This window comes from Halomonas sp. LBP4, assembly GCF_003202205.1.
GTDB lineage: Bacteria > Pseudomonadota > Gammaproteobacteria > Pseudomonadales > Halomonadaceae > Halomonas > Halomonas flagellata.
The window spans coordinates 3,533-28,010 of the sequence record NZ_PDOG01000005.1; the positions used below are offsets into that span (position 1 = coordinate 3,533).

Genomic DNA, 24,478 nt, shown 5'->3' on the forward strand with positions numbered 1-24,478 from the left:
CACCGCATAGAGCCAGCCGGTCTGCATGCTGCCCTCCATGTCGGAGTGGACGAGCCGGCGAATGGTCTGAGTCGGGCCACTATCCATCTTCTTCCACGACTTGCCGGCATCCTCGCTTTGGTAGAGGCCGTCATCGACGACCACGGCATAGAGCGTTTCTGGCTGGTTACGGTGCACGGTGAAAGCGATAACATCTTGGCTAGGTAGGCCCTCATCGGCTGCATGCCAGCTTTCTCCATGATCGGTGCTGCGCTGCACCCCGATGGAGGGGCCCGCGATGTAGAGGGCCTGTTCGGCTGTTGCCGATACCGCTACCAACTGTCCTTCCGATACCTTCTGGGGCAAGGGGATCGCGGTCCAGGCCGCGCCGCCATCCGTGCTCTCAAAAAGCCGGTTGGTCTGCACCTTGAACAGCCGTTCGCCTGTTTGGTCGTAACTCAGCGATGGCAATGCCTCCGCGGCGGCGCCGGCCATGCCGACGATGCCCAGGCTGGCCACGATCAAGCTCGCCAATGACAGAGCATGCAAGAAACGACTCGCAATATTTTTCATATTACTAATTCCTTGAATAACGGCTAGCCGATGCTGCCCAGGGCAGGGAAGGTGCGTAATAACCAGTAGGACAGCTCGGTCAGTTTGCCGGTGATCATCAGGATACCCATCAGGATCATGATCAGTCCCGCCGCCAGATGCATGACTCGGCCCCAGCGGCGCAGGAATTTCTGGTGGTGCAAGAAACGGTCGAGCGAAACCGCACTCAGCAGAAAGGGCACGCCCAGGCCCAGCGAATAAACGCCGAGCAACGCCACGCCGCTCGAGGCATTGGCCGTCGAGGCGCTGACGGTCAGAATGGCGCCCAGAATCGGGCCGATGCAGGGGGTCCAGCCGAACGCGAACGCCACACCGAGCAGGTAAGCCGCACCGGGCCCGCCACCCTCCTCCTTGAGCCTGCCGATAAACCGCCATTCTCGCTGTAACCAATGCAGTGGGATGAGCCCGGTCATGAAGGCACCGAACAGGATGACGATGATACCGCCGACCAGGTTGGCTTCCTGGCGATAGACCAGCAGCAGGCGACCGATGGCCGTGGCACTGGCCCCAAGCATCAGGAATACCGTGGAGAACCCGAGCACGAACCATATCGACTGGGTCAACACCCGGAGCCGCTCGCGCCGGTCCGCTTCCCGTATCTGCCCCAGCGAGCGCCCGGCCACGAAGGAGAGATAGCCAGGCACAAGCGGCAAGACACAGGGCGAAACGAACGAAATCAGGCCCGCCAGAAAGGCAGTGGCCAGCCCGATATTGGCAACTTCCCACATCACCCCTTACCCCGCGGCTAGGCTTGAAGCTTCGACACGGGCTGCTCGGTCGGCACGTTGTGATCCGCTTCGTGGCGAGTGGTGGTGTCGGTCGCCCTTGACGCTATAGGAGAGGCTTCCACCTTGGCTTGGACGTCAGAGACTTCGCCCTGGTCGGTAGCCTTACCTTTCTTGTCCTTGCATTTCATCATGCACATTGCTCCGCACATCACGAGGCAAGGCAAGAGGGTTACCAGGATAGGCGCGATACCGAGCAGGACCAGTTGATCCCAGCCCATGGCAAGGCCACCAGCCACCACCACGGCCCCCAAAAGCATCCAGCGGCGTGGTCCTGTCACCCAGCCTTTCAGACCGGAGGTCTCCTGCCCCTGCGGGGTCTTGTCGTCACAGCAACTCATGGCGCTTCCTCTTTACTGGTTTCAATCGTTTCGGTAAGAAACTCGATCATCTCGGGGGTATTCCATTCGGCCTCCCCGACCAGGCGTCCGATCTCCATGCCCTGGCGGTCGAGCAGAAGCGTCGTGGGAATACCCACGGCACCCAGGTCCGCGCTGGCCATGCCGGTTTGATCGACATAGGGGGCAAGATGCTCGATACCCACCTCCTGATAGAACTCGTTGACGACCTCGATGCCCTTGCGGTCGATCGAAAGCGCGACGACCTCGAAATCCGTCCCACCCAATTCAGCCTGAAGGGCATCCAGGGTGGGCATTTCCTCGCGGCAAGGGCCACACCATGTCGCCCAGACGTTGAGCAGGATCAGCTTCCCTTCGAAGTCAGCCAGCGTCAGTGAGGTACCATCGACATCCTCGAAGCTGATGTCCGACACGTCGCGCGGGCTTTCCCAGAGAAGCAATCCATTCGGCCCCACACGTTCGGGCGGTTCGGCGGCGGCCGAAGAGGTCATCGCTCCCCACAATGCCGCCGCTAGCCAACTGGTTCCGATCAGTTTTCTCATTACCAAAGCTCACCTTCAGTGGGTGGCGTAAACCTCAGGGGTATCGGTCGGCTCGAAGGCCAAGGTGTAGACCTCGAGTGGGCCACGTTTCTCTCCCGTCATTCCCGGTGAGCCAAGCGGCATCCCCGGTACGCTCAGCCCTTGGATGAAGGGCTCCTCATCAAGTACCTTGGCTACGCTTTCCACGGGTACGTGGCCTTCGAAGAGGTAGTCTCCAATGAGCGTGGTATGGCAACCATGCAGTTTCTCGGGGACATTGTGCTCGGCTTTCAGCTGGGCGAGATCATTGGTATCGATCGCCTCCACGTCGAAGCCGTTTTGTTCCAGATACTTGGCGTATTCGGCACAGCAGCCACAGTTGGGATTCTTGTAGAGAGTCGCCGAGGTCTCGGCTGCCAATCCCGAAAGGGGGAAGGTCATCAGCGCAGCCATGGTGAGTGTCTTCAAGTGCTTCATCTGTGGGGTCTCCTGAAAAGTCATGGATAACACTCAATGGTTTGTTGTGCTATATTTTCGCAACATTAATTGAAGATATTGGTGACATAATGATGGATACGGCCCCATAAGCTGTCAGACAGTGCCTCCGGCCCCTTGACCAACACTTCTACATAATCGACCAGGTGCTCCGGCGCGAATTCCAGACCATGAAAGCGGGCGCGCATACGCCCCGACTGATCGATGACATGAGTCACGACGCCATGACTCTGGACGCCCTCGGCCACATCGTCGAACTTGAGGCCATAGGTTTCCGCGACCTGGCGTGTGGTGTCGGCAGGCTCGTTTTCGCTCCGATAAAGAAACCGCCAATTGGCGGGGTCGAAGTCGAAATTTGTGCCATAGGCCCGCATGTTGTTGCGCGTGCCAGCGATGTCCTCGCTATCGGTAGCAATCGTGATAAATTCGACCTCATCACGCAGGCCGGCATCGTTGACTTGCCCCTGCACCTCGGCAATCAGGTTCATATGCACCGGGCAGGCTTCCTTGCAGCGCGTGTAGATGAAATTGAGCACCACGACGCTCTCTTCCAGGTCGGAGGAAGAGACGATATTGCTGTCAACATCGGTCAAGGAGAATGCCGGAGCCGGCTGGTCGACAAACTGGGCGTAGCGCTCCCGATCCTGCAACTCTGCTTCGGCGTCCTCAAGGGAATGAGCAAAGGAAGGAGAACTGGTCATCAGTGATAGGATAAGTAGCGGAGCATAGATTGCATTCTTCACGTACCGTCCTCCCCTCGCACCACCAAAAACGTCAAGCGGCTGCTCCTGTACGGAGCAGCCCCTGCCCATCTCACGTCAGGCGTTACTATCGCCCTCATGACCCTGTTGCATGTTTTCCATCATGGCATTGCATTTTTCCATCATGGCAGTCATTTCACTCATCATCCCCATCATGCCGCCCTCTTGCATCATATCGCCATGCATGCCCTTGCCCTCCATTGGCTCCTGCTGCGCATCTTCCTGTTCCTGCGCAAGGAGCGAGCCGGCCCCGAAGGCGCTGGTGGCGATGATGGCGGCGGTCAAGATCGCAGTACGACGTTTCCGCATGACACTCTCCTTTGTTCCTGTGAAGCACCTTCCCGCCAGGTAGGCAGGTGTCAAGGCTTGATTACGGCTTCCCTTCAGCAGCTGGGCTGCTAGCTGCAAAGGTATCCTTGAAGCCCACTTCAAGGTCAAGCCCTCTTTTTGGAACCTCGGGCCGGGATGGCGTTCCCATCATGGGCCGCCCCAGCCAGGGCCTTGACCCTTGGGCTGCCCTGCGGTTGTAGACTGCTCATAGGCACGTGGGAGAGGGTAGGTCATGCGAGTCACCAAGCTGGCTCGGGCTGGTGGGGTAACCGCGGAAACGGTACGCCACTACACACGGGAAGGCTTGTTGCGACCGCGCCGGGATCCGCGCAACGGCTATCAGCTCTATGATGCGGAGGCGTTGGGCCGCCTGCGTTTCATCGATTGCCTTCGTTCGCTGGGAGTCGGTCTCCCAGAAATCAAGCAGATATTGTCCTGGGCGGACCAAGACAGCCCTCCGGTTGTCGATAGGTACACGCCGCTGGCCGATCAAGCGCCACGTATTCGCTCACGGATCCAGGAACTCCAGGCGATAGCGAGATGGTTGGATAGCACGATCCGCGATGATACTTCCGAGGCTCCCAGCCTGAGGCAACTGATCGAAACGCTGGGATCGGAGAAATCCGCTATCGTCAGTGGCCATCAGTGATGCGACGACGTCATGCCGTTGGCCATATCGTCCATGCCAGTCATGGAGTGCAAATGCCAGAGTTGCCCGATGGCAAACGCAATGATCAGCAACGCCGCCAGCGTGCGGGTCGCCGAGATGACGACTCTCTAGCGAGAAGCGACGCGCCGCCACGCCGGTCGCCAGGACGACGGGCAGGGTGCCGAGCCCGAAGGCCCCCATCATCGCCGCGGCGCGCAACGGCTCGGCCACGGCCAGACTCCAGGCCAGCATCGAATAGATCAGCCCACAGGGCAGCCAGCCCATATCGCTCCTGGGCGACTGCCTGAGGTACCCCCATGACTTGCCAAATTCCGATGTCGAGTCTTCTTGGTCATGAGCACCTCCACTGCCTCCATTATGAGGTTTATCGAGGTATCTGCTCCAATTGGACCACTTCAGCCTGTGCTGAACCTTTTGATGAGCCTCCACATTTGGTCCATCCGTGGAATGAACTTTGGCAGGCGCTGCCGGTAGGTGCGGTACTCCTCGCCAAATTGTTCAACCATCCGTCGCTCCTCATGGCGCGCGAGCATGCTGTAGACAAGCAAGATAATTGGAAACAGACCGACCGAGAACAGTGTCGGCCAGTGCACGACACCTTCGCCGAAGAGGGCGATAAATAGCCCTGTGTACTGCGGATGCCTTACTAGACCATAAAGACCTTCCGTTGCGATCCGGTTTTGTTGATATGCGCGGTAAAGCTCGCGCCACCCCTGAATAAAAATGCCGATGCCGATAAAGACCAGGCCATAGCCGAGCAGCATCGAAATAAGCATTCCCGCATTACCTATATCGAGCAGCGTAGTCCAAAGATTTGCGTGGAGGTCGCTGCCGTCCAAACCAAAAAATCGTACGAGCAAATAGATGGTGAGCGGGAAACCATACATTTCCGCATACAGTGCGATAATAAACGCCTGGACTGCTCCGACACTGCCCCACTCACGCCATGTTTGGGGCGCAAGATAACGATACAGAGCCCAGGACACCAGCACGATCATGATCAATGCCAGGCCCCAAGATCCGGAATGTGAAATGTTCTCTGTCATGCTGCAATTCTCTCAGTGTGGCATCAAGTGGAGGCGAAATCGTTCCTCGCGTATTGGCGCCAAACCCCGCAGTGGTCATTGACCGTTTTGGCAGCTTTATTGCGCTTCAGGGCAAGCACACACCTACTCTACTGGCTTCGCTATCGCTCTCTCCTAGCAAGGCGGAAGCTTGTTTACAACAGTCTATCTTTAAAGCAAACTTTAAGGTCAAGCTCCTTTTGGCTCCCTTGACCTGCCCCCAATCAATGAGCCATCGGGTGCCTAGGTAAACTTTGCATCAGGGTTTCTGTTGCTACAAGCGGGTGATAACCCAGTCGTTTTTTACTATATTTTTATTGATAATCCTCATTCGTATCCGTGGCTCGCGGGAGGTATTTTTGCGTTATGCTGCGGGTAAGTCGATGGGAGTAACCTGAATGGCCGACAACGGCGTGAACAAAGGGCGACGCCGCTTCCTTGTGGGTGCCACTACCGTTGTGGGTACGGTGGGCGCTGTCGGGGTGGCGGTTCCCTTTGTGGCTTCCTGGCAGCCCAGTGCCAGAGCAAGGGCTGCGGGTGCCCCGGTAGAGGCTGACATTTCCAAACTGGATGTGGGGCAGCAGATGACCGTCGAGTGGCGCGGGAAGCCGGTCTGGGTGGTGCATCGTTCCGATGAGATGATCGAACGTACTCGCGATGTCGATCCCTCCTATCTGGTGGACCCTGATTCTGAAGTCCCGCAACAGCCCGCTTACGCAACAGGGCCGCTGCGAGCCATTCGCCCCGAAATCAGCGTCCTGGTGGGGATCTGTACCCATCTGGGCTGTTCACCATTGTACCGCCCCGAGCCTGATGCCGCAGAGATGGGCGATAACTGGCCAGGCGGTTATTTCTGCCCTTGTCACGGTTCTCGCTTCGACCTCGCCGGTCGCGTATTCGTCAATGTGCCGGCGCCGACAAACCTGGTAGTGCCCCCACACCGTTATGATAGTGATGACATCATCATCGTTGGCGAAGACGAGGAGACTGCCTGATGGGTGGATCAAGTCATAGAGTCTTGGCAAGACATGCCCAACGCTGTTCCCACTGAGATTAGCCTAGGCCGGCTGGTTGGTGACTTTTCACGTACGCGTCCGCTGATCACCGACAAGGGGTGATCGGCGTTCGCTTACCGTCGTGTAACGCTTTGATCTTGTGAATCATTCCCCAGTCCTTCACGTCTCCCTCCCGACCCTTGGCTGAGCCGACACGGTAGGTGGATGGTGGCAGCGCTGCCCCCTCGGGGGTGGGTCAGAAGCGTTGGCCGGTGGGTTACTTTACTTGGCCATTAACACCACCATGACCCAGGCGCAGGTCAACCTAGCCGATGGTGGGCAGATTGGGCTGGACCGACCCATTACTTACTTCCGGCTTTCCAAGAGAAGCCGAAATTATATTGCTTGTCGGCCTTTGCATGGCCAGAGAAGTAATTGACCTCTTTTGAGATGTGTAGTGCGCCATTATGGTTTTCCAGCATGGCTATTACACAGAAACCTTGATTGCTACCAGCCGCATCCATCCGGATTTCGATTTCCGGCTGGTCAGGCGACATGATCCGCACCACCCCATCGGTCTGGGACCAGTTGGGGACGCCCTCGTAAATGAAGGCAAAGACCATAATCCGCTCGACCTCACTCCAGAACTTGCCATTGATTTGGAGGTTTTCACCCGAATTCGCTGAGCCTGTGCGGTCGTCGCCGTCCAACTTGATATAAGGCGGCTCACTGAGGCTGCCAAAACGTTTGCCTAAGGCTTGGATGACACCTTTTTGTCCATTCTTGAGCTCGAACATACAGCCGAGGTCGAGATCGATCCTTCCGTCGCTCCCTCCGCCAGTCAGAGCGCCGAGAATGCCCCGCTTCTTCGAGCCGGAACCCTGATTCCAGTTGAGGTTGATGCGGATCTGACCAAAGGAGCTGGACTTCTTTTCGAGCGAAATTGTATCGCCCTTCTTTTCCAGCGTGATCTTGCTCAGATTGATGCGCTTCTCAGGCTCGGGGGCTGCTGCCGGCGGCACTGTCTGGCTGCTGCGATCATCTACCACTACACCGAAATGTTCGGCCAAAGGTGCCATGCCGCCTGCGAATCCCTGATCGACGACTTTTACCTTCCAAATCCCGTCACGACGATACAGCTCGCAGACAATCAATGACTTTTCCTGCCGGCCCGAGCCTTTCCCATCGAAGCTAAAGGCTTCGCCCTGGTCCTGGGTAACCGTGAAGGAGTAGCCGTTTTTCAGTGCCGCGAGCCCACCCTCAACAGTGAGCACGAACGCTAGTCGATGGATACTCGCGGGCACCCGGGAAAGGTCGGCCTGAAAGACCGATCCAGACGTCATAACGAGCGCCCCGCTTGGATGGCGCGGCTGGTTAAAAAAGATGAAGTCCTGATCACTGCTGACCTTCCCGGCCTCGGTTAGCAGGACCACTGATGCATCCAGCGAGCCTCCTTGCATAGCAGAGGCTTCTAATGTGAGAGACAGTCTTGAGCCACTAAGCTTCGCATTCTGGCCAGTAATCAATTTCGTTGGCATATTGCTTTTACTCCTTTTGTTGGCTGTTTATCAGTAGGTGCTTGAATTTCCATGGGTTCTATCGACACCTGTCAGGCCCTCGAAGGAGCACTACTCGTATTCAAGCGCCGGGGTTCCAATATCACCCCATAGTTAACAATTCTAGCCTCAGAGATTCGCTTCGTATCATGGCCGTGTTGAGGCAGCCAGCGTGCTGGCTGCCATCATGTCCGTTCCTTGGTTAGCTAGTGTAGGTGCGGGCGAAAGCCTGGAGCGAGGTCTCCAAGTCGCGTTCAGAAATGGCTGCGCCGATCGAGCGGAACTTCCAAGTTGCGCCATGACGATAGACACTACCCATAATCATGCTCACTTTGCCGGCGAAGCTTTCATCGTGAGCCACATCAAACTTGGCAAAGACGGAACTGTTGCCCTGCGCCTTGCCCTCATGGATACGGATGTTGGCAAACGGGATATCACCGAAGTTTTGCTGGCTGAAGGAATTCAGTACCAGCGCCAGCTGCGTCACATTCGAAGGTACCTGGGGCAGGTCGATGGTGATGACCTCGTTATCCTGGCCATCATCGCCGCCAACATCCCCCTCGCGGTCGTCGCCACTGTGCTGAATGGAGCCACACTTTGATTTTAGCTGGCGAAACCAGACAGTATCGACGACGTTACCTTGTGCATCGAACATACCGACCGAGGCATCCAGATCGACGGCCTCATACTTCTTACCGCCAAAGAAGCCTTTCTTCTCGATCGCACCCCAGTTGACTCCGATCTCGATGTGGGTGAGTTCGCTACCTTCTTTTGCCAAGCTGATGCTTTGGCCTTTCTCTAGTGAAATGGTCATTTTAATCGACTCCAATGGTCTATTTGGCTATTCAGGAGCGGGAGCTGCCATGCACGCAGCGCATGGCAGCTCGGCTCCGTCATTCGATGGCGCTGTTGCAGGTAGCTGCACTGTTGGCATTGTAATTTCCCTGATTAACCGGGGAGCGAACCGAGCAGGACTTTTCCCAGCTCACCGCCCTGTTGCCTAGCGCCGAGTGGATGCTGCAGCACAACGCCATCGGCCCCGGCCCGCTTGGTTGTGCCCTCTGTGACCATAATGATTCCTCATCTGGCATACCCTGACTGGCGTTCTGCACATCGCGATGGTGGTGGGCATAAGGCGGCTCATTCAGGTCGCCGTGGCACTCAGCATCTACCAGGTACATCTTGTCGCTCAGCATCAGAATCGAGCAACGCAGTTCCAGATCACCGTTGCCGTCGGCATCATCGCCGTCATCGACCCACTGCGCTCGGACGACAGGGTGATCGCTAACTTGGTGAGATCGATAGTTGCGGTTTGATCTGGCTCGCTGAGATTGATCATGCAATTCGGTCCTCTGCGTTAGGGTTACTGTGCTGCTTGTAATGCCTGGATGCGTTGTGCCCAGTTGCTATGGCACGTTTGCTCCAACATCTGCCCTCCATCCTTGAAAACGGCGTCGCTCCGGCTGAGAAGGTTATGCACCTGTTGGCTTTGCCGCTCGAGAGCCTGGCTGAGGTGGGCCTCTACCACGTCGATCTGAGACGGGTGGACGCAGGTCTTCGCATAGAATCCCCAGGCGATATCCTGGGCCACCTCGCGCGACAGTGTTTCTGGCTCGCCGATCAGGTCACACACCGGAGCTGCGAGCTCGTAGCCAGCCGGCCGGAACAACGTGATGAGGCGCTCGATTGTGGAGCGCAGCGGTGTATCGTAGATCGTCTGGCCCGACTGGCGCTTGAGGCCAATGGCGCCCAGCATGTCATTCGCCCCGATGCGCAGCGCAATAACTGGGTTGGCCAGAGCGTCGATCGCTTGCAGCGTATCGATTACCGAGGATTCACGAAAGAGAAGGGCAGTCTCTAGGGTGGGCATGACAGCCAGCTTAGGGGTCTGACCAAGGACTTCCCGCCAGTCCAAGGCGGTGTGCGCATCGAACTTGGGGATAACCACGCCATCCAGCTTCGCCATCGCCTCGGGTGCATCAATCAATTGGCGCAGGATAAAGGGGCTTCGCGGCCGGACAAATCGAAGAAACGGGGTCTTGGCTGGAGCCATCCTCAATTCTTTGATAAGCCGCCGCACGGCCCAGGCGACCGATCTCGGGGAAACAGCATCCTCGGTGCAGATGATCAAGGATCGCGCACTATGGCATCCTTCCGACAGGATATGGCTAAGAGAGGGGTGTGTCGCCGGCACGTAGAGCGACGCGCCCAGGGCGCCATAGCTGGGTGTTGCTGACATTAGCAGGCCTCCTGTCTTGGAAGCGCTTTAATCAATGAACAGGCATAGAAAGGCATGTCGGCGCGCACTTCCACAGGCACCCCTTTTTCTTTCGCAAGCAGCATGAGGTGTTCGACATCAGGATGGTTCGTATCGCGCAGCAGCAGAAGGGCAGGAACTCGACGGAGCAAGACGCGAGTAGCTTCAGCAATCCCTGGCTTGATGTAATTCAACTCTTCCACGAGGTAGTCACGCTGAATCTGCGCCAGCATGTCCTGCATGAGAGCTCGCTGACGGACGCGATCGCTCTCCTCGGTTGGCTTTGCGTCGGCCGGCGCCGTTGCGAAGTGGGCCGAGACCCGATCAAGAAATTGTTGCGTCTGGTCATGCTGGGCCAGTTCATGATACACGACGCACCCATGGAATGCGCCTTCGTCAATCTGGTCATTCAGGACGGAGCGCGAAATCAGTCCCGACACTGTGGCATTGAGGATGCCAGAGGGGATGGCATAGTCTGCGCAAGTCGCTGCATAGTCAGCCGTGCCGCCGATATCAGAGATCACCGCTAAGCGGGGCGGGATGGCTGTCTTGCCCTGGGCACATCGAGCGGTATTGTAACGTGTCATAGTATGGCGGAGTTCTCGGGTAATCACGCCTTTGGCAGTCCAGGCATCCACAAAAACGACACGCTCAGGATTGACACCAACCTCATCGAGCAGATAATCCAGGGCGGTTCCATCGATACCGCGATCCCGAATGATTGAGACGCTGTAATGCTCGCAGGGCTGTGATTCATGATCCACCATGACGCGGCGCAGTAGCGCGCCAGCCGGTGTGCCGGCACGCACAAGACTGACCAGCACAATGGGTTCCTGACTGTGACCGAGATCGGCAATGAGCTGTTGTGCCAGTTGGCGAACCTCCCTTGCCAGACGCGCCTCATAGCGGTTGCACAGCGTTTCGAATAACTGCAGATAACGACTGCTGGGTGCGGCCTCGCGATGGATCATTTCACTGTAGTGGGCCTGCCCTGATTGGATACGTCGTTCCTTCTCTTCGATGGTCAAGTACTCTATCCTGATCGGTGTGAGCAGGAATTGGCAGTCCTCGGGCCGGTAGGAGCCATGCAGGGGCGTGCGCTGGGCCAGGGCAATCATTGGGCGAGTTCCTTAATGTGCGTCCAAATTTGGCTTTGTGTCGGCATCAAGGTCATATTGCCAGCATCCATGAAGCGTATGTCGGAAAGGCTGTCGCCCAGCGTAAGGACGGTATCGCCTGGCTGACGCTTGATGATCTCTTTTAGTAGGAAGGCGCACGCATCAGCCTTGCAAGTGTAGCTGGGCCGCAGGGCGGCATTACGGGTATTGGCATGCAATTGAAGGCCATGCCGTTCCGCAGCATCGTGAAGGACACCCAAGGCGTCGTTATCCAGTTCTGTGGGCGTCTTGACCGACAGATAAACAGGGCATCCCAGGTCTTCGAGCAGTCTCAAGGAGATGCCTGACTCGGGCGCCACCTGCGCTAGCTGATCCTCCAATTCGTGTAGGGCCTGGGCCATGCGTTCCCGTGCCACGGCGATGCGTTCTGCTATATGATTCTGCCATGCTGGCACGACCTGGCCATCATGCAGGACTAGGGCGCCATGACTGACGACAGCGAGCCCACCCTTGGCAAGAAGGGTAACCCGATTCAGGGCGTAGCTGGTTCGGCCAGTGACCGGGATGATCAGATCCGCCGCCTGGCTCAGCACTGACCAAAGCCTGTGCTGATGGCCCGTCTGGAAGGACAGCGGCTCGCCCTGTGCATCCACCGCGCCCAAATACTTGCGTTCCTCGGTGTCCGGCAAGGAGCGGTGACTCATAAAGAGCGTGTCATCGAGGTCAGTAAAGAGGATCAGTCGGGTGCCGCTCATGCATGCTCCTCGAAAAATGATGGGGAGTGCAGCGCTTGAAAGCTGGCTTCCAGTTCCTCCGCCAACTCCGGGCAGCCGACGCCATCGAACGCCATGGGTGCGTGAACCTTTGTCGCATTGTAAAGATAGTGGCGTTTGTCAGTGGCTCCCGGGGCAGCGTGCTCGATACGTGATTCGATGCAGTCGCCCAGCGCGATCGGTGATCTCGTTGAACTCTGGAAGAGTACGTCACCACCACGCTGCTCCAGCGAGAGAGCCATCCGAAAGGGTTGATCGAGGTATTCACCCATGCCAACAATGACCGTTGGCCGCGTTATTACTGAAAGCGCGGGCTCGAGCGACGAAGTCCTGATGATCTTGCCGAACAGACCGTCCTGCTCATGGGGCAGGCGGTCTCTGTCGAGATAATCTGTCAGCAGTACGTCGCAGAAACTCGTGTCGACGTCTTCGGGAAGCTGGGGGGCGTAGTCCGGGTTCGGCGTGAAGGAGAACTGGCCGGCCATCAGTTGGACGAAGCGCACGTCGATGCGCTCGGGCAGTTGAGAGAGAAAGTCTTTCTGGCCTTGCTCTGATAGCCAACTCACAATCGAGACAATGTGCAGGCGCTTGACGCTTGTCATCTCAGGCTGTTCAAGCAGGCTTTGAGCCAGCCGGGCGAGTGTCAGGCCGGTAGAAATCTCATCGTCGACTAGCACCAGGTCCTGGGTGCTCTGCATGGCAAGGCGCGCCTCTTCTTCGTCCAGCTTTGCCATATGCATGGTGTCCGCATGTGAATGCGCTTCGCGGATACGAATCCAGGGGTCCGGTACCAAAAAGCGAGTCGTATGATGAAAGACGGTGTGCTCGCTGTTCTGACCAAGATGACGAGCAACACCCGCCCCTAGCCCCACTGCGGTTTCGGCCATGCCTACCACGTAAGCATTATTCCCGAGCAGCTGAAGTCTCTCTGCCAGCTCAGAATGAATGCGATCCATAATGCTGGGGCGAACAGGGATATGCTTGCCCAAGACCCGCGAGACGAAGAGATAGCCGCGCCGAGGGTTCAGACGCGAGGCGAAGCCGAGCAGTTCCTCAAGCCGGTGTCCGTTTTCGTGTAGTGCTAGCTCAAGATGGCCGGCCTGGATAGAGTGAGAGAGATGGCGAGCGCTCATGCTCTTGTTCCTTTTCGAAGGCTCTGGAAACTGTCCGCGGCGACGAACGGGACCCTGTGCTCGGCGCCGCGCCCGCGCTTTCCCGGCCGTTCACCGCCCAGGTAGGCATCATCGATCTCGATGCGCCCGGTGAGCGTCTCTCCCTGGTTGCGCTCGAGCATGACCTGCAGAATCTTGTGCTTGAGCTTCCAGGCCGTGTTGTAGCTGACCCCGAGCTCGCGGGACAGCTGCAGGGCCGAGAGAGGCCAGTCTTGCGTTGGGTCAGCAGGTAGATGGCCAGGAACCAGATGGTGAGCGGCAGATGGGTGGCATGGAAGATAGTGCCGGCGGTGAGCGAGGTCTGATGATGGCAGTGATGGCACTGGTACACCCCGCGGGCGAGCAGGCAGCCGGTGGTGTTGCCACAGTCGGGGCACACGAACCCCTTGGGCCAGCGATGCTGGAAGAGGGCCGCCCAGCACTGCGCTTCCGTGCCGTACTGTTCGAGAAACGTCGGCAACGACAGGCCGGGCTGGAACTGGACGGGATTGCGCGCCATGGCACTAACTCCTTGACTGTCCATATGATTCCAGTATGGCCCCAGGCTGGCATGATGGCTGATCAACAGGCGTAATCAGGTTATCTATTGATAAAGTCATCGACGATGTCCCGATTCGCCTCGGCTTCTCGGCGCGCTTGCTCTTGGCGCTCACGCTCAGCTCGCGCTTCGCGTGCTGCTGCGCGCCGCCGCTTCCACCGGCGGTATCGCCGGGTGATCTCAAAGAGCACGCCGAGAATAGTCAAACCAATGACAATCTTGGCCCACGGAGTGTAGTTGTAATCGGCGGGGACTTCCTTGACCGAGAGGACGTTGGGAAACATGGATATAAGAGGTATGCGCCAACCGTAGTAGCGCACCAATGCGAATGTGGGCTCGCTCCGCGTGGCAAGGTTTTGAGCACGGCCTTGGATAGTTGCAGAGTCAAGCTTCAGGAAATACAGAACACTGTCATCGTTGGCGAAAACTGCGGTATCTCTGCTATCGCGCAGCTCAACGATGATGTAGCGTACGTCGCGGGTCCCCTGCCCGCTGCCCTTGGCGTCCATGCGCTTGACTTCTGTTCCCCCTATCCGTCCGACAGCGCCGCTGGGTGTCCAGTAATCAAACAGAGCGAGGGCAGTCAGGATCGCCAGCAGATAGAAGCTGTAGCGGCCGATTTTCGAAAATTTTGGCATGGCAGGCATTAGTCTCCACTCTTTGAACGTTAAGGACTGGCGCCTTGCCGAGCCATCCCGCCGAGTGAGCATCTCGGGCCGGAAAAAGCAATCGGCCCCGGGGAGGTTGGCTAGGTTTCTACCGATATTGGCACCGTGCTGATAAACACCTCACGAAGCACGAACGCTTGAAGCAAGACTACGGTCTGTCTGGAAATCGACTGCAGTTGACCATGCGTCGTCAGAATAGACTCAAGATACTCTTTTACACTGCGTAAACTCGTGTGCGATCTCAGTCCGTACTTTACTTTCATCGATTTTTCCTTGTCTGGTCTACGCTCGCCGAATTTTCAGACAAGGCCCGGGGTGCAACGCACCCCGGTGTCCGATCAGCTGATTAGACGTTAACGCCGAAGTCACGGGCGACCACGCCAAGACCACCAGCATAGCCTTGACCAATCGCCTTGAACTTCCATTCATCATTGTGGCGGTAGAGCTCGGCGAAGACCATCGCAGTCTCGGTCGAGTAGTCTTCGGAGAGGTCGAAGCGGGTGATTTCGGCGTTTCCTGCGTCGTTCACCACTCGGATGAAGGCGTTGGAGACCATGCCGAAGTTTTGGCTTCGGGCTTCAGCCTCGTGGATTGTGACCACAAAGACGACCTTCTTTGCCTCTGAAGGTACATTATTGAGCGCCACCTTAATCACCTCATCGTCGCCCTCGCCCTCACCGGTGAGGTTATCGCCCTGATGGACCACAGCACCGGACGGATCCTGCTTGTTATTGAAGAACACGAAGTGACCGTCTGAGAGGACCTTGCCGCTCTCACCGACCACCAGTGCACTGGCGTCAAGATCGAAGTCCTTGCCATCGGTGGTACGAACATCCCAGCCGAGACCGACGCTCACGTTGGTAAGACCCGGCGCTTCCTTGGACAGGGATACGTTGCCACCCTTTTGCAGACTTACTGCCATTTCTCTTCTCCTTTCGCTCGTGATTGCCATTGATTGCTCGATATTCCGCGACATTGCACGCCGTTGAACGCCAAGGCGTCGGAAGGTTTACGAATCCGGTCATGGCTCCAGGGAGCCCGTGCGGAAAGAAAGCCATGGACTATTGCTCACTACTGCACAACCGAAATCAAACCAACTATAGCCAGTATCGTTTGCCCACCCGATCCGCCGAGGACCTTCGAACTTATGCTCTGTCATTCTCAGTCTTTGCCTTTTTATCTCCGGGAAGAATAAAGGAAGCGACCACACCAACGCCCAGTGTGCCGAGCACGATAAGGAGACTTAAGTTCGGACTTAAGTGTATGCCGGTATCGCCCATCGTGTGGTTCCAGCTCTGCAGGGCGAGCTTGGCGGCGATGAAGAACAACAGACCAATAACTGCCTTCTCCAGATGCACGAGATACCTGGTGAGCGCCGCGAGTATGAAGTAGAGACTACGCAGACCGAGGATAGCGAAGATCATCGCTGCATAGACCAGCAGCGGTTCCTGGGTAATCGCGATCACCGCCGGTACCGAATCGAAGGCGAACATCACATCCGACGTCTCGATCGCCATCAGCGCCAAGAATGCCGGCGTGGCGAAGTACGCGGCTGTCGCACGGCCGCGGCCCTGGACACTGATCGAAGGATCCTGGCTCTGTAGATCTTCGACGACCTTGCGGGTGATGAAGAACCTCTCCAGATGCAGGCGCGGGAACACCGGCACCACCTTCTTAGCCAGATGCACCGACCAATGCTCGGAGTAGTCCTCGATCTCGTCGTCGCCCCCCCTGGCCGTGAGCATCTTCCAGCCACTCCAGGCAACGATCGCCGCGAAGAGGAAGCCGACCCACGCGCTGGCGAGGAAGAGACTGGTACCGAGCAGCACGAAGACTGCGCGGAAGAGCAGCGCACCGACGATGCCCCAGTAGAGGATGCGGTGCTGAAGCACACCCTTGATGCCGAAGCTCGCGAAGATCGCCATGAATACCATAAGGTTGTCGATCGAGAGGGTTTTCTCCAGCACATAGCCAGCGAGATACATATCGGCCCACTGCTGATCGAAGCGGACTATTAGATAGACGTAGAAAGCGAGCGCCAAGCCGATCCAGAAGAGCGACCAGAGGCTTGCGTCCTTCAGCGTGATCTCCGTGCTATTGCGATGCGCAAAGAGATCGAGATAGACGGAGACGGCGATCACGACGAAGAAGATCACCACCGCCTCGAGCGGAAAGCCGAAGCTACCCATACTATACGTTCCTGGTTGACGACCTAGAGGTCGAAATCCGCCGGGGAAAGGCCCAGTTCAAGGCAGATCTTGCGTACGGCCTGCTTTTCGCTCTCATCGAAGTCGCCGTCGGAGCCGGCAATCGCGCAGGAGACGCGTACCAGGAGTCGCGCCTGATCGGGCTTGTCGCGAAGCCTGCCGATCGTGGCAAGTGTATCCATCTCGCCGATCTGGGAATCGAACTCGAAGCGGCTGGAGAACTTCTCGAAGAGCGTGATGATGTCCTCGGTCTTGAACACCGACATGATGTCGTTGCTGCGCATGAAGCCCAGCATCTTTTGCTTTTCCTCAGGCTTGACGACACCATCGGCGTAGGCGACCAGTGTGCAGCCAGCGACGACACCTTCGAGGAAGGTCTGATTGCGGATCTTGGAAACCTCGTCTTTTAGGGTCTTCGAGACTTCGTTGAACTTGCCCTTGAGCCAGCTGAGTGCCATGAGAATCTTCTCCGTTAGAATGGGTTGCGCGACTACTTCCGGCCCGCTTTACAGCGGAGGCCAAACCATAAGCCTCTTCGACAAACCGATGACCTCGGGAGTAGTCGATAAGCTTACCGTCTTCCCTTCAGCAGTTCAGCAGTTGGGCTGCTGAGTGCAACTGTATCCTTGAAGCCGACTTCAAGGTCAAGCCCTCTTTTTGGAACCTCGGGGCCGGGAGGGGATTCCTATCATCAGTCGCCCCAGCCAGGGCCTTGACCCTTGGGCTGCCCTGCGGTTGTAGACTGCTCATAGGCACGTGGGAGAGGGTAGGTCATGCGAGTCACCAAGCTGGCTCGGGCTGGCGGGGTAACCGCGGAAACGGTACACCACTACACACGGGAAGGCTTGTTGCGACCGCGCCGGGACCCGCGCAACGGCTACCAGCTCTATGATGCGGAGGCGTTGGGCCGCCTGCGTCTCATCGATCGCCTTCGTTCGCTGGGAGTCGGTCTCCCAGAAATCAAGCAGATATTGTCCTGGGCGGACCAAGACAGCCCTCCGGTTGTCGATAGGTACACGCCGCTGGCTGAACAAGGGCGCCACTTTTGCTTGAGGATTCAAGAACTTCAGGCGATAGCGCGATGGTTGGATAGCATCGACCACGATAATGCATCCGAGGCTCCCAGCCTGAGGTAACTGATCGAAACGCTGGGATCGGCGCAACCGGCTATCGTCACGGATGGTCCGCGCAGTGGCCATCAGTGATGGGACGGCGCCATGCTGGCCATATCGTCCATGCCGGTCATGGAGTGCAGATGCCAGAGTTGCCAGGCGGCAAATGAAATGATCAGCAATGCCGCCATCGTGCGGGTCGCCGGATGACGAATCCATAGCGAAACGCGACGTGCCGCCACGCCGGTCGCCAGGACGGCGGGCAAGGTGCCGAGCCCGAAGGCCCCCATCATCGTCGCGGCGCGCAACGGCTCGGCCACGGCCAGACTCCAGGCCAGCATCGAATAGATCAGCCCGCAGGGCATCCAGCCCCATAGCGACCCCAGCACGAAGGCCTGGGGCACCTTCACGACGGGCATCAAGCCTCGACCAAGCGGTTCGATACGACGCCACAGCGAGCGCCCCAGGGCCTCGACATGAACCACCCCCTTCCACCAGTTGGCTATATACAGCGCCATCAGAATCAGCATGACAGCCGCCAGGATACGCAGCACCAGGGCGATACCGTCCAGGGCATGATTGAGCACGGAACCGAGCAGCGCCACCAAGGCGCCGGCGATCATGTAGCTTGTGATGCGACCCAAATTGTAGCCGAGCAACAGGCCAGCCAGGCGGCTCGGCTGCCGCATGCTGGGAGGCACGGCAAAGGTCAGGGCACTCATGATCCCGCCGCACATGCCAATGCAGTGCGCCCCCCCGAGCAGGCCGAAGACGAAGGCCGCCGCCAACGGCGGCAGGCTCAGGTCGGTGGGATCCATTCAAAGCGCTCCTTTGGGGCTATCCGCTGTATCACGGGAGGGGCTGGTGGTGAAGGCCGCCGGAGGCGAACCGTACAGCGCTTCGAGCTCGATCTGTTCGGGCGGATAGCAAAGCCCCTGATCGGAACAGCCCTGAAAGGTCACCGTGATGGCCAGCGGCTCGGTAGCGGCTTCGCTCGCTTCGATGGGTGCACTGACCACCACCTGGTCATAGAACACGCGGATCTCCCCCAGAGACGCATGCACCATGAGCTCGCCGGGAGGCAAGGCCAGCTCAGCGAAACTGACCCCCGGGTCGCGGCTATCAAGCGCAAACTGGTGCCGGTGGAGGTAATAGTCTTCGGCATTGATAAAGCCGACATATAGCCGTTCATCGTCTCGCCAGGCGCTGGCCCGGAAGGCTTCTTTAGCCGGCAGGAATTTCCCCTGAACCGGGTCACTGAAAGGGGGGCTCTGGTCACGGCCCACGGGAAACTCCCCACGGGCCGATACCGGCGTGGCGACGAACAGCAGAACCAGCAGAAAAGCGAAGGCCGTTTTCATGAGGCCGCCGCCGTTTTCGCCTTATCCACCGGCTGACGCCTCGCCCAGACGACCAGGGCAAGGCCCGCGATGAGCATCGGCAGGGTCAACAGCTGCCCCATGGTTAGCCAGCCGAAGGCGATGAACCCCAGATGGGGGTCGGGCAGGCGCACGAACTCCACGGAGAAGCGGAAGGCGCCATAAAGCACCAGGAACAGCCCGGAGATCATGCCCCGCTGGCGCGGTCGGCTCGACAGCCACCACAGCACGGCAAACAGCACCACTCCCTCCAGGGCGAACTCGTAGAGCGCTGAAGGATGGCGCGGCTCCGGCTCCAGCTCCATCATGGGGGGGAATACCATGGCCCAGGGGACCTCGCTGATACGCCCCGGCAACTCGTGATTGATGAAATTGCCGAGGCGCCCAGCGCCCAGGCCGATCGGCACCAGCGGGGCGATGAAATCGGTCAGCTGAAAGAAGGCCAGACGGTGCTTGCGGGCAAACAGCCATGCCGCGAGCAACACACCGGCCAGCCCGCCATGAAAACTCATGCCTCCATCCCAAACTCGAAATAGCCACAAGGGGTTGGCCAGGAGTTGTTCGAGCCCATAGAACAGCACATAGCCCAGGCGGCCACCCAAGATGATCCCCACGGCGCCGTAAAAAATCAGATCGCCGATATCATCGTGACTCAAACCCAGGCGATGGGCTCGACGACGCCCTAGCCACCAGGCGGCGGCCAGCCCGACCACATACATCAGGCCATACCAGTGAATCTGCACGGGCCCCAGGGAGATGGCCACGGGATCGATCTGCGGATATTGCAGCATGAATCTTCCTTATATTTTGGCAGCCAATGGATGTTGCCGGATTAGGTTGCGATAGGTCTGCATTACTCGACGACGCGATCGATGGTGACGTCGATCGGCGTGTCGGACTCACCGAGCATCACCGGTCCCGCCTCGCCGATCAGGTCGCCTGGCTGCGGGGTGGCCTCGCCCGACGAGGAGACACGCACCGTCAGGCGCAGCTCGGCAACCCGGGAGAGCCGTGCTTGGGGCGCCATGGCATCGTCGTCGTCCAGGGTTACCTCGAGCGGCAGGTCGGCAACCGTGGCCCGTTCCACCGCCAGCGGCGGCAATTCACCGGCCACGTCGCGGGCAATGACGAATACCGTGTCGTTTGGCGCGACCCACTCGCGGAGCGATTCGGCGAGGCCGACCCTGACTGCGAGCGACGGGCCGTCCTGCGCAGCTTGAAGGGCATCGACCTTGTCGGACGACGCGTCCATGCGCTGTTGTGCCACGGCAATGCCCTCCCGCAGCGCCTCCGCCGAGCCGGGGTCGTCGAAACCGGCGATCGCGCGCCGCCAGTAATCGATGGCCTCTTCATAGCGGGCGCGATCGAAGGCATGGATGCCCAGCATGCCGAGCACGGTGGGCTGGCGTGGATCCTGACCGAGGATCTCGTCGACCAGTGCCTGGACCTCGTCGGTCAGCGAGCGGTTGGCGACGAAGAATTGGATCTGCGCCAACTGCGCCAGCAGGGAAGGCTGTCGACCCTCCAGTTCGATCAGGCGCTCGAGCGCGGTGATGGCATCACGTCCCCGATTGCCGTCACGGTACAGCGGAAACAGCGACATCCACACCTTGGGATTGTCCGGCTGTCGCTTGGCCTGCTCCTCGAGCCGCTCGATCAGCATCGCCAGCGAGCCGTCAGGCGAGTTGCGCACCTCCTGATGCACGGCATAGAGGGCCAGATCGCCCTCCGCTCCTTCCCGCTGATACCAGAGCAGACTGGCAACCACCAACGCCACCATCACCAGCGGCACCAACAACCGTCCGGCCTGGGGCGACCTGAGCGGTGCGCGGCGGCGTGCCTGGGTATCCTCGAGCAGGCTGCGATCGAGCTCCAGCCGACCCTCCTCGACTCGCGCGGCGTCGATCTCGCCACGTGCATGGGCCGCTTCCAGCGAGGCCAGGCGCTGGCGATAGACCGCCACGTTCTGGGCATCGGTGCGCTCCTCGGCTTCGAAGGCCTGCTGGGCGTCGTGCAGCGCGCGGGCCCGCCTCAGCGGCAGGATCACGATCCACAGGGCCGGCAACAGTAACAGGGCGATGCCCAACCAGAGCAGGTTCATTCGCTCCCCTCGCGGTTGACCAAAGCGTTGAGGCGCTCGCGTTCCTCGGCGCTGAGCGCTCGAACCCGGATATGCCTGCGGTTGCGGACGAAGGCCGCCACGATAAGCCCCCCGATCATCACCAGCACCGCCGGCAACCCCCACAGCAGCCAGGTACGCTCGTCGAGGCGCGGGTTATAAAGCACGAACTCGCCGAAGCGCGCGACCATGTAATCGAGGATCTCTTTATCGGATCGCCCTTCGCGTAGCAGATGCACAACACGCTCGCGCATGTCGGCAGCCACCGGAGAGTTGGAGCTGTCGATGGCCTGGGCATCGCATTTGGGGCAGCGCAACGAGGCGGTAAGATCACGATAGCGCTCGGCCATCACTGGATTCTCGAAGTCACGCACCTCGATGGCCGAATCCGCCAGCACAGGAACCGACGTTACCAACAAGAGCAACAGCAGGCCGGCCCGAATCATCAACGCCATTTGTCCACCTCCTGCACGACACGCTCGACATCCTCGGGAGTGATATAGCCCGTGTGCTTATAGCGAATGATGCCCTCTTTATCGACCAGGAAGGTCTCCGGCACACCGTAGACGCCGAGCTCGAACCCCAGATCGCCATCCGGATCGAAGATATTGACTTCGAAGGGATCGCCGAACTCGTCGAGAAACTCCAGCCCCTTGGCGCGGGTGTCCTTGTAGTTGATGCCGACCAAGCGCACGCCGCGTTCGGCGAGTGTCAGCAACTGGGGCATTTCCTCCTTGCAGGTCGGGCACCATTCGGCCCAGACATTGACCAGCGTGACCTGCCCAAGCAGTAGGGACTCATCGACCCGGGCATCGGAATCCTTCAGTGTCGAGAGGGTAAAGGCCGGAAACTTCTGGGCCAGCAGTGCCGAATCACGGGCACTGGGATCCATGGCCAAGCCGCGATAGAGAAAGAACCCTAGCCCCAGGAAAACCAACAGGGGGAAAAGCAGTAACAATCGCCGTTTCACGTGTGAACCTCACGGGGGAGAGTGGAGTCAGGTGCCACTGAGCGCTGACGTCGATAGCGACTGTCCGCCACCGCCAGCAGGCCGCCGGTGGCCATCAGCAGCGCCCCCAGCCAGAGCCAACGTACGAACGGTTTGATCTGGATTCGCATGGCCCAGGCGCCGTCACCCAGGTCTTCGCCCAGTGCCACATAAATGTCCTGCAGCAGCCCGGGGCGCAGCGCCACGTCGGTCATGGGCTGGCCTCGGGCAATATACAGGCGCTTCTCGGGCCGTAGGGTGGTGACACGCTGGCCGTCACGCGCCATCTCGATGGTTACTGTATCGGCCAGGAAATTAGGGCCGCGGCGCTCGCTCAGGTCGGTCATGGTGAAGCTGTAGCCGCCTATCTCGACACGCTCCCCCACGGCAAGACGCACGTTACGCTCGATGGCGTAGTTCGACACCATGGCGACCCCCACGATGGTGACGGCCATGCCCAGATGGCCGATCACCATGCCCCAGTGCGCCAGCGACAGCTTGCGAAAACCGGCCAGGGGGGAGGAGGCATGGCGGGTCTTGTCGAACAGATCACGCACCAACGCCAGCACGACCCACAAGGCAGTGACCAGCCCCAGTGCCACGGCGGCGTTCCACTCCCCGCCGTAGAGAAACGGTACCGCCGCCGCAATGGTCAGCGCGGCAATGCCGGCCCAGAGCAGGCGGCTGAACAGTTCGCGCCCCGGCATCTGCTTCCAGCGCGCCACGGGGCCCAACCCCATGAAGGCGCAGAGCAAGACGGTCAATGGCACGAACAGCGCATTGAAGTACGGCGGCCCGACGCTGATCTTGCCCAGCCCCAAGGCATCGAGGATCAACGGGTAGACCGTGCCCAGCAAAACGGTCACGGTCATGACGACCAAGAGGATATTATTGATCAGCAACAGGGCATCACGAGACAACCAGCCGAAGCCAACATTGCCGCTCATCCGCGGTGCACGCAGGGCAAAGATCAGCAGGGAAGCGCCCACCGTGATACCCAGCAGCGCCAGAATGAAGATCCCCCGTGACGGGTCATTGGCGAAAGCATGCACCGACGTCAGCACCCCGGAGCGCACCAGGAAGGTGCCCAGTAGCGACAGCGAGAAGGTAAAGATCGCCAGCAGCGCGGTCCAGCTCTTGAAGGTGCCACGCTTTTCCGTGACCGCCAGCGAGTGGATGAGCGCCGTACCGGTCAGCCAGGGCAGGAACGAGGCGTTCTCTACCGGGTCCCAGAACCACCAGCCGCCCCAACCCAGCTCGTAGTAGGCCCACCAGCTACCCAGTGCGATACCGACGGTGAGGAAAGCCCAGGCAATATTGGTCCAGGGCCGCGCCCAGCGTGTCCAGGCGGCATCGAGTCGGCCACCCAGCAAGGCGGCGATGGCAAAGGCGAAAACCACAGAGAAGCCCACATAGCCCATATAGAGCATGGGGGGATGGATGATCAGCCCGACGTCCTGTAGTAGCGGGTTGAGATCGGCGCCATCCTGAGGTACTCCCGGCAGAAGCCGTTCGAAAGGGCTCGAGGTGATCAGGATGAACAGCAGGAATCCCGTGCTCACCATGCCCATGACCCCCAGGACACGAGCCAGCATGTCACGCGGCAGATTGTGCGAGAGCAGGCTGACGGCGAAGCCCCAACCACTGAGGATCAGGCTCCATAGGAGTACCGAGCCTTCGTGGCCCCCCCACACCGCCGTGAACTTGTAGTACCACGGCAGCATCGAGTTGGAGTTGTTGGCCACATAGGACACGCTGAAATCGTCGAGCAGGAAGCTCGTGGTCAGGCTGGCATAGGCAACCAGCAAGAAGGCGAACTGCCCCCATGCCATGGGTTCGGCGAAGGCCATCCATAGCGGGCGACGGAGGGTGGTACCCGCCAACGGAGCGACAGCCTGTAGAAATGCCAGGCCCAGCGCCACGACCAGCGCGAAGAGACCGAGTTCAGGAATGATTTTGACGAGCATGGTGATTCCGTCTTGAGTCGCGTGATTTCATGGGGCGAGGCAATCGGCCTCGG

General features: G+C 59.0%; 29 protein-coding genes and 2 pseudogenes. 3 read left to right on the top strand and 28 right to left on the bottom strand.

The genetic code is table 11. The features are described from left to right. The 7 genes from CR157_RS16330 to CR157_RS16360 all read right to left on the bottom strand — a co-directional run. Positions 1 to 552: WD40/YVTN/BNR-like repeat-containing protein (locus tag CR157_RS16330; RefSeq protein WP_258364207.1), on the bottom strand; the 552-nt coding region annotated here is incomplete at its 3' end. A gap of 23 nt (positions 553 to 575) precedes the next feature. Next, complete coding sequence (locus CR157_RS16335) at positions 576 to 1,319, bottom strand: cytochrome c biogenesis CcdA family protein (RefSeq protein ID WP_110284610.1); 744 nt, start codon at positions 1,317 to 1,319, stop codon at positions 576 to 578. 17 nt (positions 1,320 to 1,336) lie between these two features. Beyond that, positions 1,337 to 1,717: a hypothetical protein gene (locus tag CR157_RS16340; protein WP_181422085.1), complete on the bottom strand. Its 381-nt coding sequence runs from the start codon at positions 1,715 to 1,717 to the stop codon at positions 1,337 to 1,339. Then, positions 1,714 to 2,277, bottom strand: coding sequence for a TlpA family protein disulfide reductase (locus CR157_RS16345; protein ID WP_181422086.1), 564 nt, complete (start codon positions 2,275 to 2,277; stop codon positions 1,714 to 1,716). Before CR157_RS16345 ends, CR157_RS16340 begins: the two co-directional genes overlap by 4 nt. 15 nt (positions 2,278 to 2,292) lie before the next feature. Beyond that, positions 2,293 to 2,733, bottom strand: a complete 441-nt coding sequence (locus tag CR157_RS16350; RefSeq protein WP_110284831.1) for a DUF411 domain-containing protein — start codon at positions 2,731 to 2,733, stop codon at positions 2,293 to 2,295. A 65-nt stretch (positions 2,734 to 2,798) separates the two neighbouring features. Then, on the bottom strand, positions 2,799 to 3,494 hold the full coding sequence (locus CR157_RS16355; protein WP_258364208.1) for an SCO family protein: 696 nt from the start codon (positions 3,492 to 3,494) through the stop codon (positions 2,799 to 2,801). A 75-nt stretch (positions 3,495 to 3,569) separates the two neighbouring features. Beyond that, positions 3,570 to 3,821: a hypothetical protein gene (locus tag CR157_RS16360; protein ID WP_110284611.1), complete on the bottom strand. Its 252-nt coding sequence runs from the start codon at positions 3,819 to 3,821 to the stop codon at positions 3,570 to 3,572. Between the two features lie 253 nt (positions 3,822 to 4,074). Between CR157_RS16360 and CR157_RS16365 the strand changes: the two genes are divergently transcribed. Then, on the top strand, positions 4,075 to 4,491 hold the full coding sequence (locus tag CR157_RS16365; RefSeq protein WP_110284612.1) for a MerR family transcriptional regulator: 417 nt from the start codon (positions 4,075 to 4,077) through the stop codon (positions 4,489 to 4,491). Here CR157_RS16365 and CR157_RS16370 read toward each other — a convergent pair. Next, positions 4,485 to 4,773: pseudogene (locus tag CR157_RS16370) on the bottom strand (urease accessory protein UreH domain-containing protein); the annotation flags it as partial. The gene CR157_RS16365 and the pseudogene CR157_RS16370 sit on opposite strands and share 7 nt — an antisense overlap. Before the next feature lie 134 nt (positions 4,774 to 4,907). Next, complete coding sequence (locus tag CR157_RS16375) at positions 4,908 to 5,558, bottom strand: methyltransferase family protein (RefSeq protein ID WP_110284613.1); 651 nt, start codon at positions 5,556 to 5,558, stop codon at positions 4,908 to 4,910. 416 nt (positions 5,559 to 5,974) lie between these two features. On the opposite strand from CR157_RS16375, the gene petA reads away from it, so the two are divergent. Next, positions 5,975 to 6,571 carry a ubiquinol-cytochrome c reductase iron-sulfur subunit gene (gene petA, locus CR157_RS16380; RefSeq protein ID WP_110284614.1) on the top strand — a complete coding sequence of 199 codons (597 nt, stop codon included), beginning with the start codon at positions 5,975 to 5,977 and terminating at the stop codon, positions 6,569 to 6,571. Positions 6,572 to 6,933: 362 nt separating this feature from the next. On the opposite strand, the gene CR157_RS16385 is transcribed toward petA, so the two are convergent. The 12 genes and pseudogenes from CR157_RS16385 to CR157_RS16440 all read right to left on the bottom strand — a co-directional run bounded on the left by CR157_RS16385 (position 6,934) and on the right by CR157_RS16440 (position 17,318). Beyond that, positions 6,934 to 8,109 carry a TerD family protein gene (locus CR157_RS16385; protein WP_110284615.1) on the bottom strand — a complete coding sequence of 392 codons (1,176 nt, stop codon included), beginning with the start codon at positions 8,107 to 8,109 and terminating at the stop codon, positions 6,934 to 6,936. 220 nt (positions 8,110 to 8,329) lie between these two features. Then, positions 8,330 to 8,941: a TerD family protein gene (locus CR157_RS16390; RefSeq protein ID WP_110284616.1), complete on the bottom strand. Its 612-nt coding sequence runs from the start codon at positions 8,939 to 8,941 to the stop codon at positions 8,330 to 8,332. 381 nt (positions 8,942 to 9,322) lie between these two features. Then, the gene (locus CR157_RS22645) at positions 9,323 to 9,466 is read right to left on the bottom strand and encodes a hypothetical protein (protein ID WP_181422087.1); all 144 of its coding nucleotides are present in this window, start codon (positions 9,464 to 9,466) and stop codon (positions 9,323 to 9,325) included. 24 nt (positions 9,467 to 9,490) lie between these two features. After that, positions 9,491 to 10,366, bottom strand: coding sequence for an aldolase/citrate lyase family protein (locus CR157_RS16400; RefSeq protein ID WP_110284618.1), 876 nt, complete (start codon positions 10,364 to 10,366; stop codon positions 9,491 to 9,493). After that, positions 10,366 to 11,502: a cysteine protease StiP family protein gene (locus CR157_RS16405; protein WP_110284619.1), complete on the bottom strand. Its 1,137-nt coding sequence runs from the start codon at positions 11,500 to 11,502 to the stop codon at positions 10,366 to 10,368. The genes CR157_RS16400 and CR157_RS16405 overlap by 1 nt, the downstream gene beginning before the upstream one ends. Further along, a complete protein-coding gene (locus CR157_RS16410; protein WP_110284620.1) occupies positions 11,499 to 12,257 on the bottom strand; it encodes a hypothetical protein in 759 nt (252 codons plus the stop codon). The genes CR157_RS16405 and CR157_RS16410 overlap by 4 nt, the downstream gene beginning before the upstream one ends. After that, positions 12,254 to 13,408: a phosphoribosyltransferase domain-containing protein gene (locus tag CR157_RS16415; RefSeq protein ID WP_110284621.1), complete on the bottom strand. Its 1,155-nt coding sequence runs from the start codon at positions 13,406 to 13,408 to the stop codon at positions 12,254 to 12,256. The genes CR157_RS16410 and CR157_RS16415 overlap by 4 nt, the downstream gene beginning before the upstream one ends. A 35-nt stretch (positions 13,409 to 13,443) precedes the next feature. Beyond that, positions 13,444 to 13,946, bottom strand: a pseudogene (locus CR157_RS16420) (IS1595 family transposase); the annotation flags it as partial. Positions 13,947 to 14,026: 80 nt separating this feature from the next. After that, the gene (locus CR157_RS16425) at positions 14,027 to 14,623 is read right to left on the bottom strand and encodes a DUF1523 family protein (protein WP_181422088.1); all 597 of its coding nucleotides are present in this window, start codon (positions 14,621 to 14,623) and stop codon (positions 14,027 to 14,029) included. Positions 14,624 to 14,999: 376 nt separating this feature from the next. Next, positions 15,000 to 15,575: a TerD family protein gene (locus tag CR157_RS16430; protein ID WP_110284623.1), complete on the bottom strand. Its 576-nt coding sequence runs from the start codon at positions 15,573 to 15,575 to the stop codon at positions 15,000 to 15,002. A 223-nt stretch (positions 15,576 to 15,798) separates the two neighbouring features. Next, positions 15,799 to 16,842, bottom strand: coding sequence for a TerC/Alx family metal homeostasis membrane protein (locus tag CR157_RS16435; RefSeq protein WP_110284624.1), 1,044 nt, complete (start codon positions 16,840 to 16,842; stop codon positions 15,799 to 15,801). A 23-nt stretch (positions 16,843 to 16,865) separates the two neighbouring features. After that, positions 16,866 to 17,318 (bottom strand): tellurite resistance TerB family protein, encoded by a 453-nt coding sequence (locus CR157_RS16440; protein ID WP_110284625.1) that lies wholly within the window; start codon positions 17,316 to 17,318, stop codon positions 16,866 to 16,868. A 315-nt stretch (positions 17,319 to 17,633) separates the two neighbouring features. Here CR157_RS16440 and CR157_RS16445 point away from each other — a divergent pair, with 315 nt between their 5' ends. Further along, entirely contained in the window at positions 17,634 to 17,996 is a 363-nt protein-coding gene (locus CR157_RS16445) for a MerR family transcriptional regulator (RefSeq protein WP_110284626.1), read from the top strand. 62 nt (positions 17,997 to 18,058) lie between these two features. Here CR157_RS16445 and CR157_RS16450 read toward each other — a convergent pair whose 3' ends face one another. From CR157_RS16450 to CR157_RS16480, 7 genes are all read right to left on the bottom strand, one after another. Then, a complete protein-coding gene (locus tag CR157_RS16450; protein WP_110284627.1) occupies positions 18,059 to 18,790 on the bottom strand; it encodes a sulfite exporter TauE/SafE family protein in 732 nt (243 codons plus the stop codon). After that, positions 18,791 to 19,333 carry a protein-disulfide reductase DsbD domain-containing protein gene (locus tag CR157_RS16455; protein ID WP_110284628.1) on the bottom strand — a complete coding sequence of 181 codons (543 nt, stop codon included), beginning with the start codon at positions 19,331 to 19,333 and terminating at the stop codon, positions 18,791 to 18,793. Further along, on the bottom strand, positions 19,330 to 20,142 hold the full coding sequence (gene lgt / locus CR157_RS16460; protein ID WP_110284629.1) for a prolipoprotein diacylglyceryl transferase: 813 nt from the start codon (positions 20,140 to 20,142) through the stop codon (positions 19,330 to 19,332). The genes CR157_RS16455 and lgt overlap by 4 nt, the downstream gene beginning before the upstream one ends. A gap of 62 nt (positions 20,143 to 20,204) precedes the next feature. Continuing rightward, positions 20,205 to 21,452: a c-type cytochrome biogenesis protein CcmI gene (ccmI, locus tag CR157_RS16465; protein WP_110284630.1), complete on the bottom strand. Its 1,248-nt coding sequence runs from the start codon at positions 21,450 to 21,452 to the stop codon at positions 20,205 to 20,207. Then, the gene (locus CR157_RS16470; RefSeq protein WP_110284631.1) at positions 21,449 to 21,925 is read right to left on the bottom strand and encodes a cytochrome c-type biogenesis protein; all 477 of its coding nucleotides are present in this window, start codon (positions 21,923 to 21,925) and stop codon (positions 21,449 to 21,451) included. The genes ccmI and CR157_RS16470 overlap by 4 nt, the downstream gene beginning before the upstream one ends. Further along, positions 21,916 to 22,440 (bottom strand): DsbE family thiol:disulfide interchange protein, encoded by a 525-nt coding sequence (locus tag CR157_RS16475; RefSeq protein ID WP_110284632.1) that lies wholly within the window; start codon positions 22,438 to 22,440, stop codon positions 21,916 to 21,918. The genes CR157_RS16470 and CR157_RS16475 overlap by 10 nt, the downstream gene beginning before the upstream one ends. Then, positions 22,437 to 24,425, bottom strand: a complete 1,989-nt coding sequence (locus tag CR157_RS16480) for a heme lyase CcmF/NrfE family subunit (RefSeq protein WP_110284633.1) — start codon at positions 24,423 to 24,425, stop codon at positions 22,437 to 22,439. The genes CR157_RS16475 and CR157_RS16480 overlap by 4 nt, the downstream gene beginning before the upstream one ends. Positions 24,426 to 24,478: the final 53 nt, after the last annotated feature.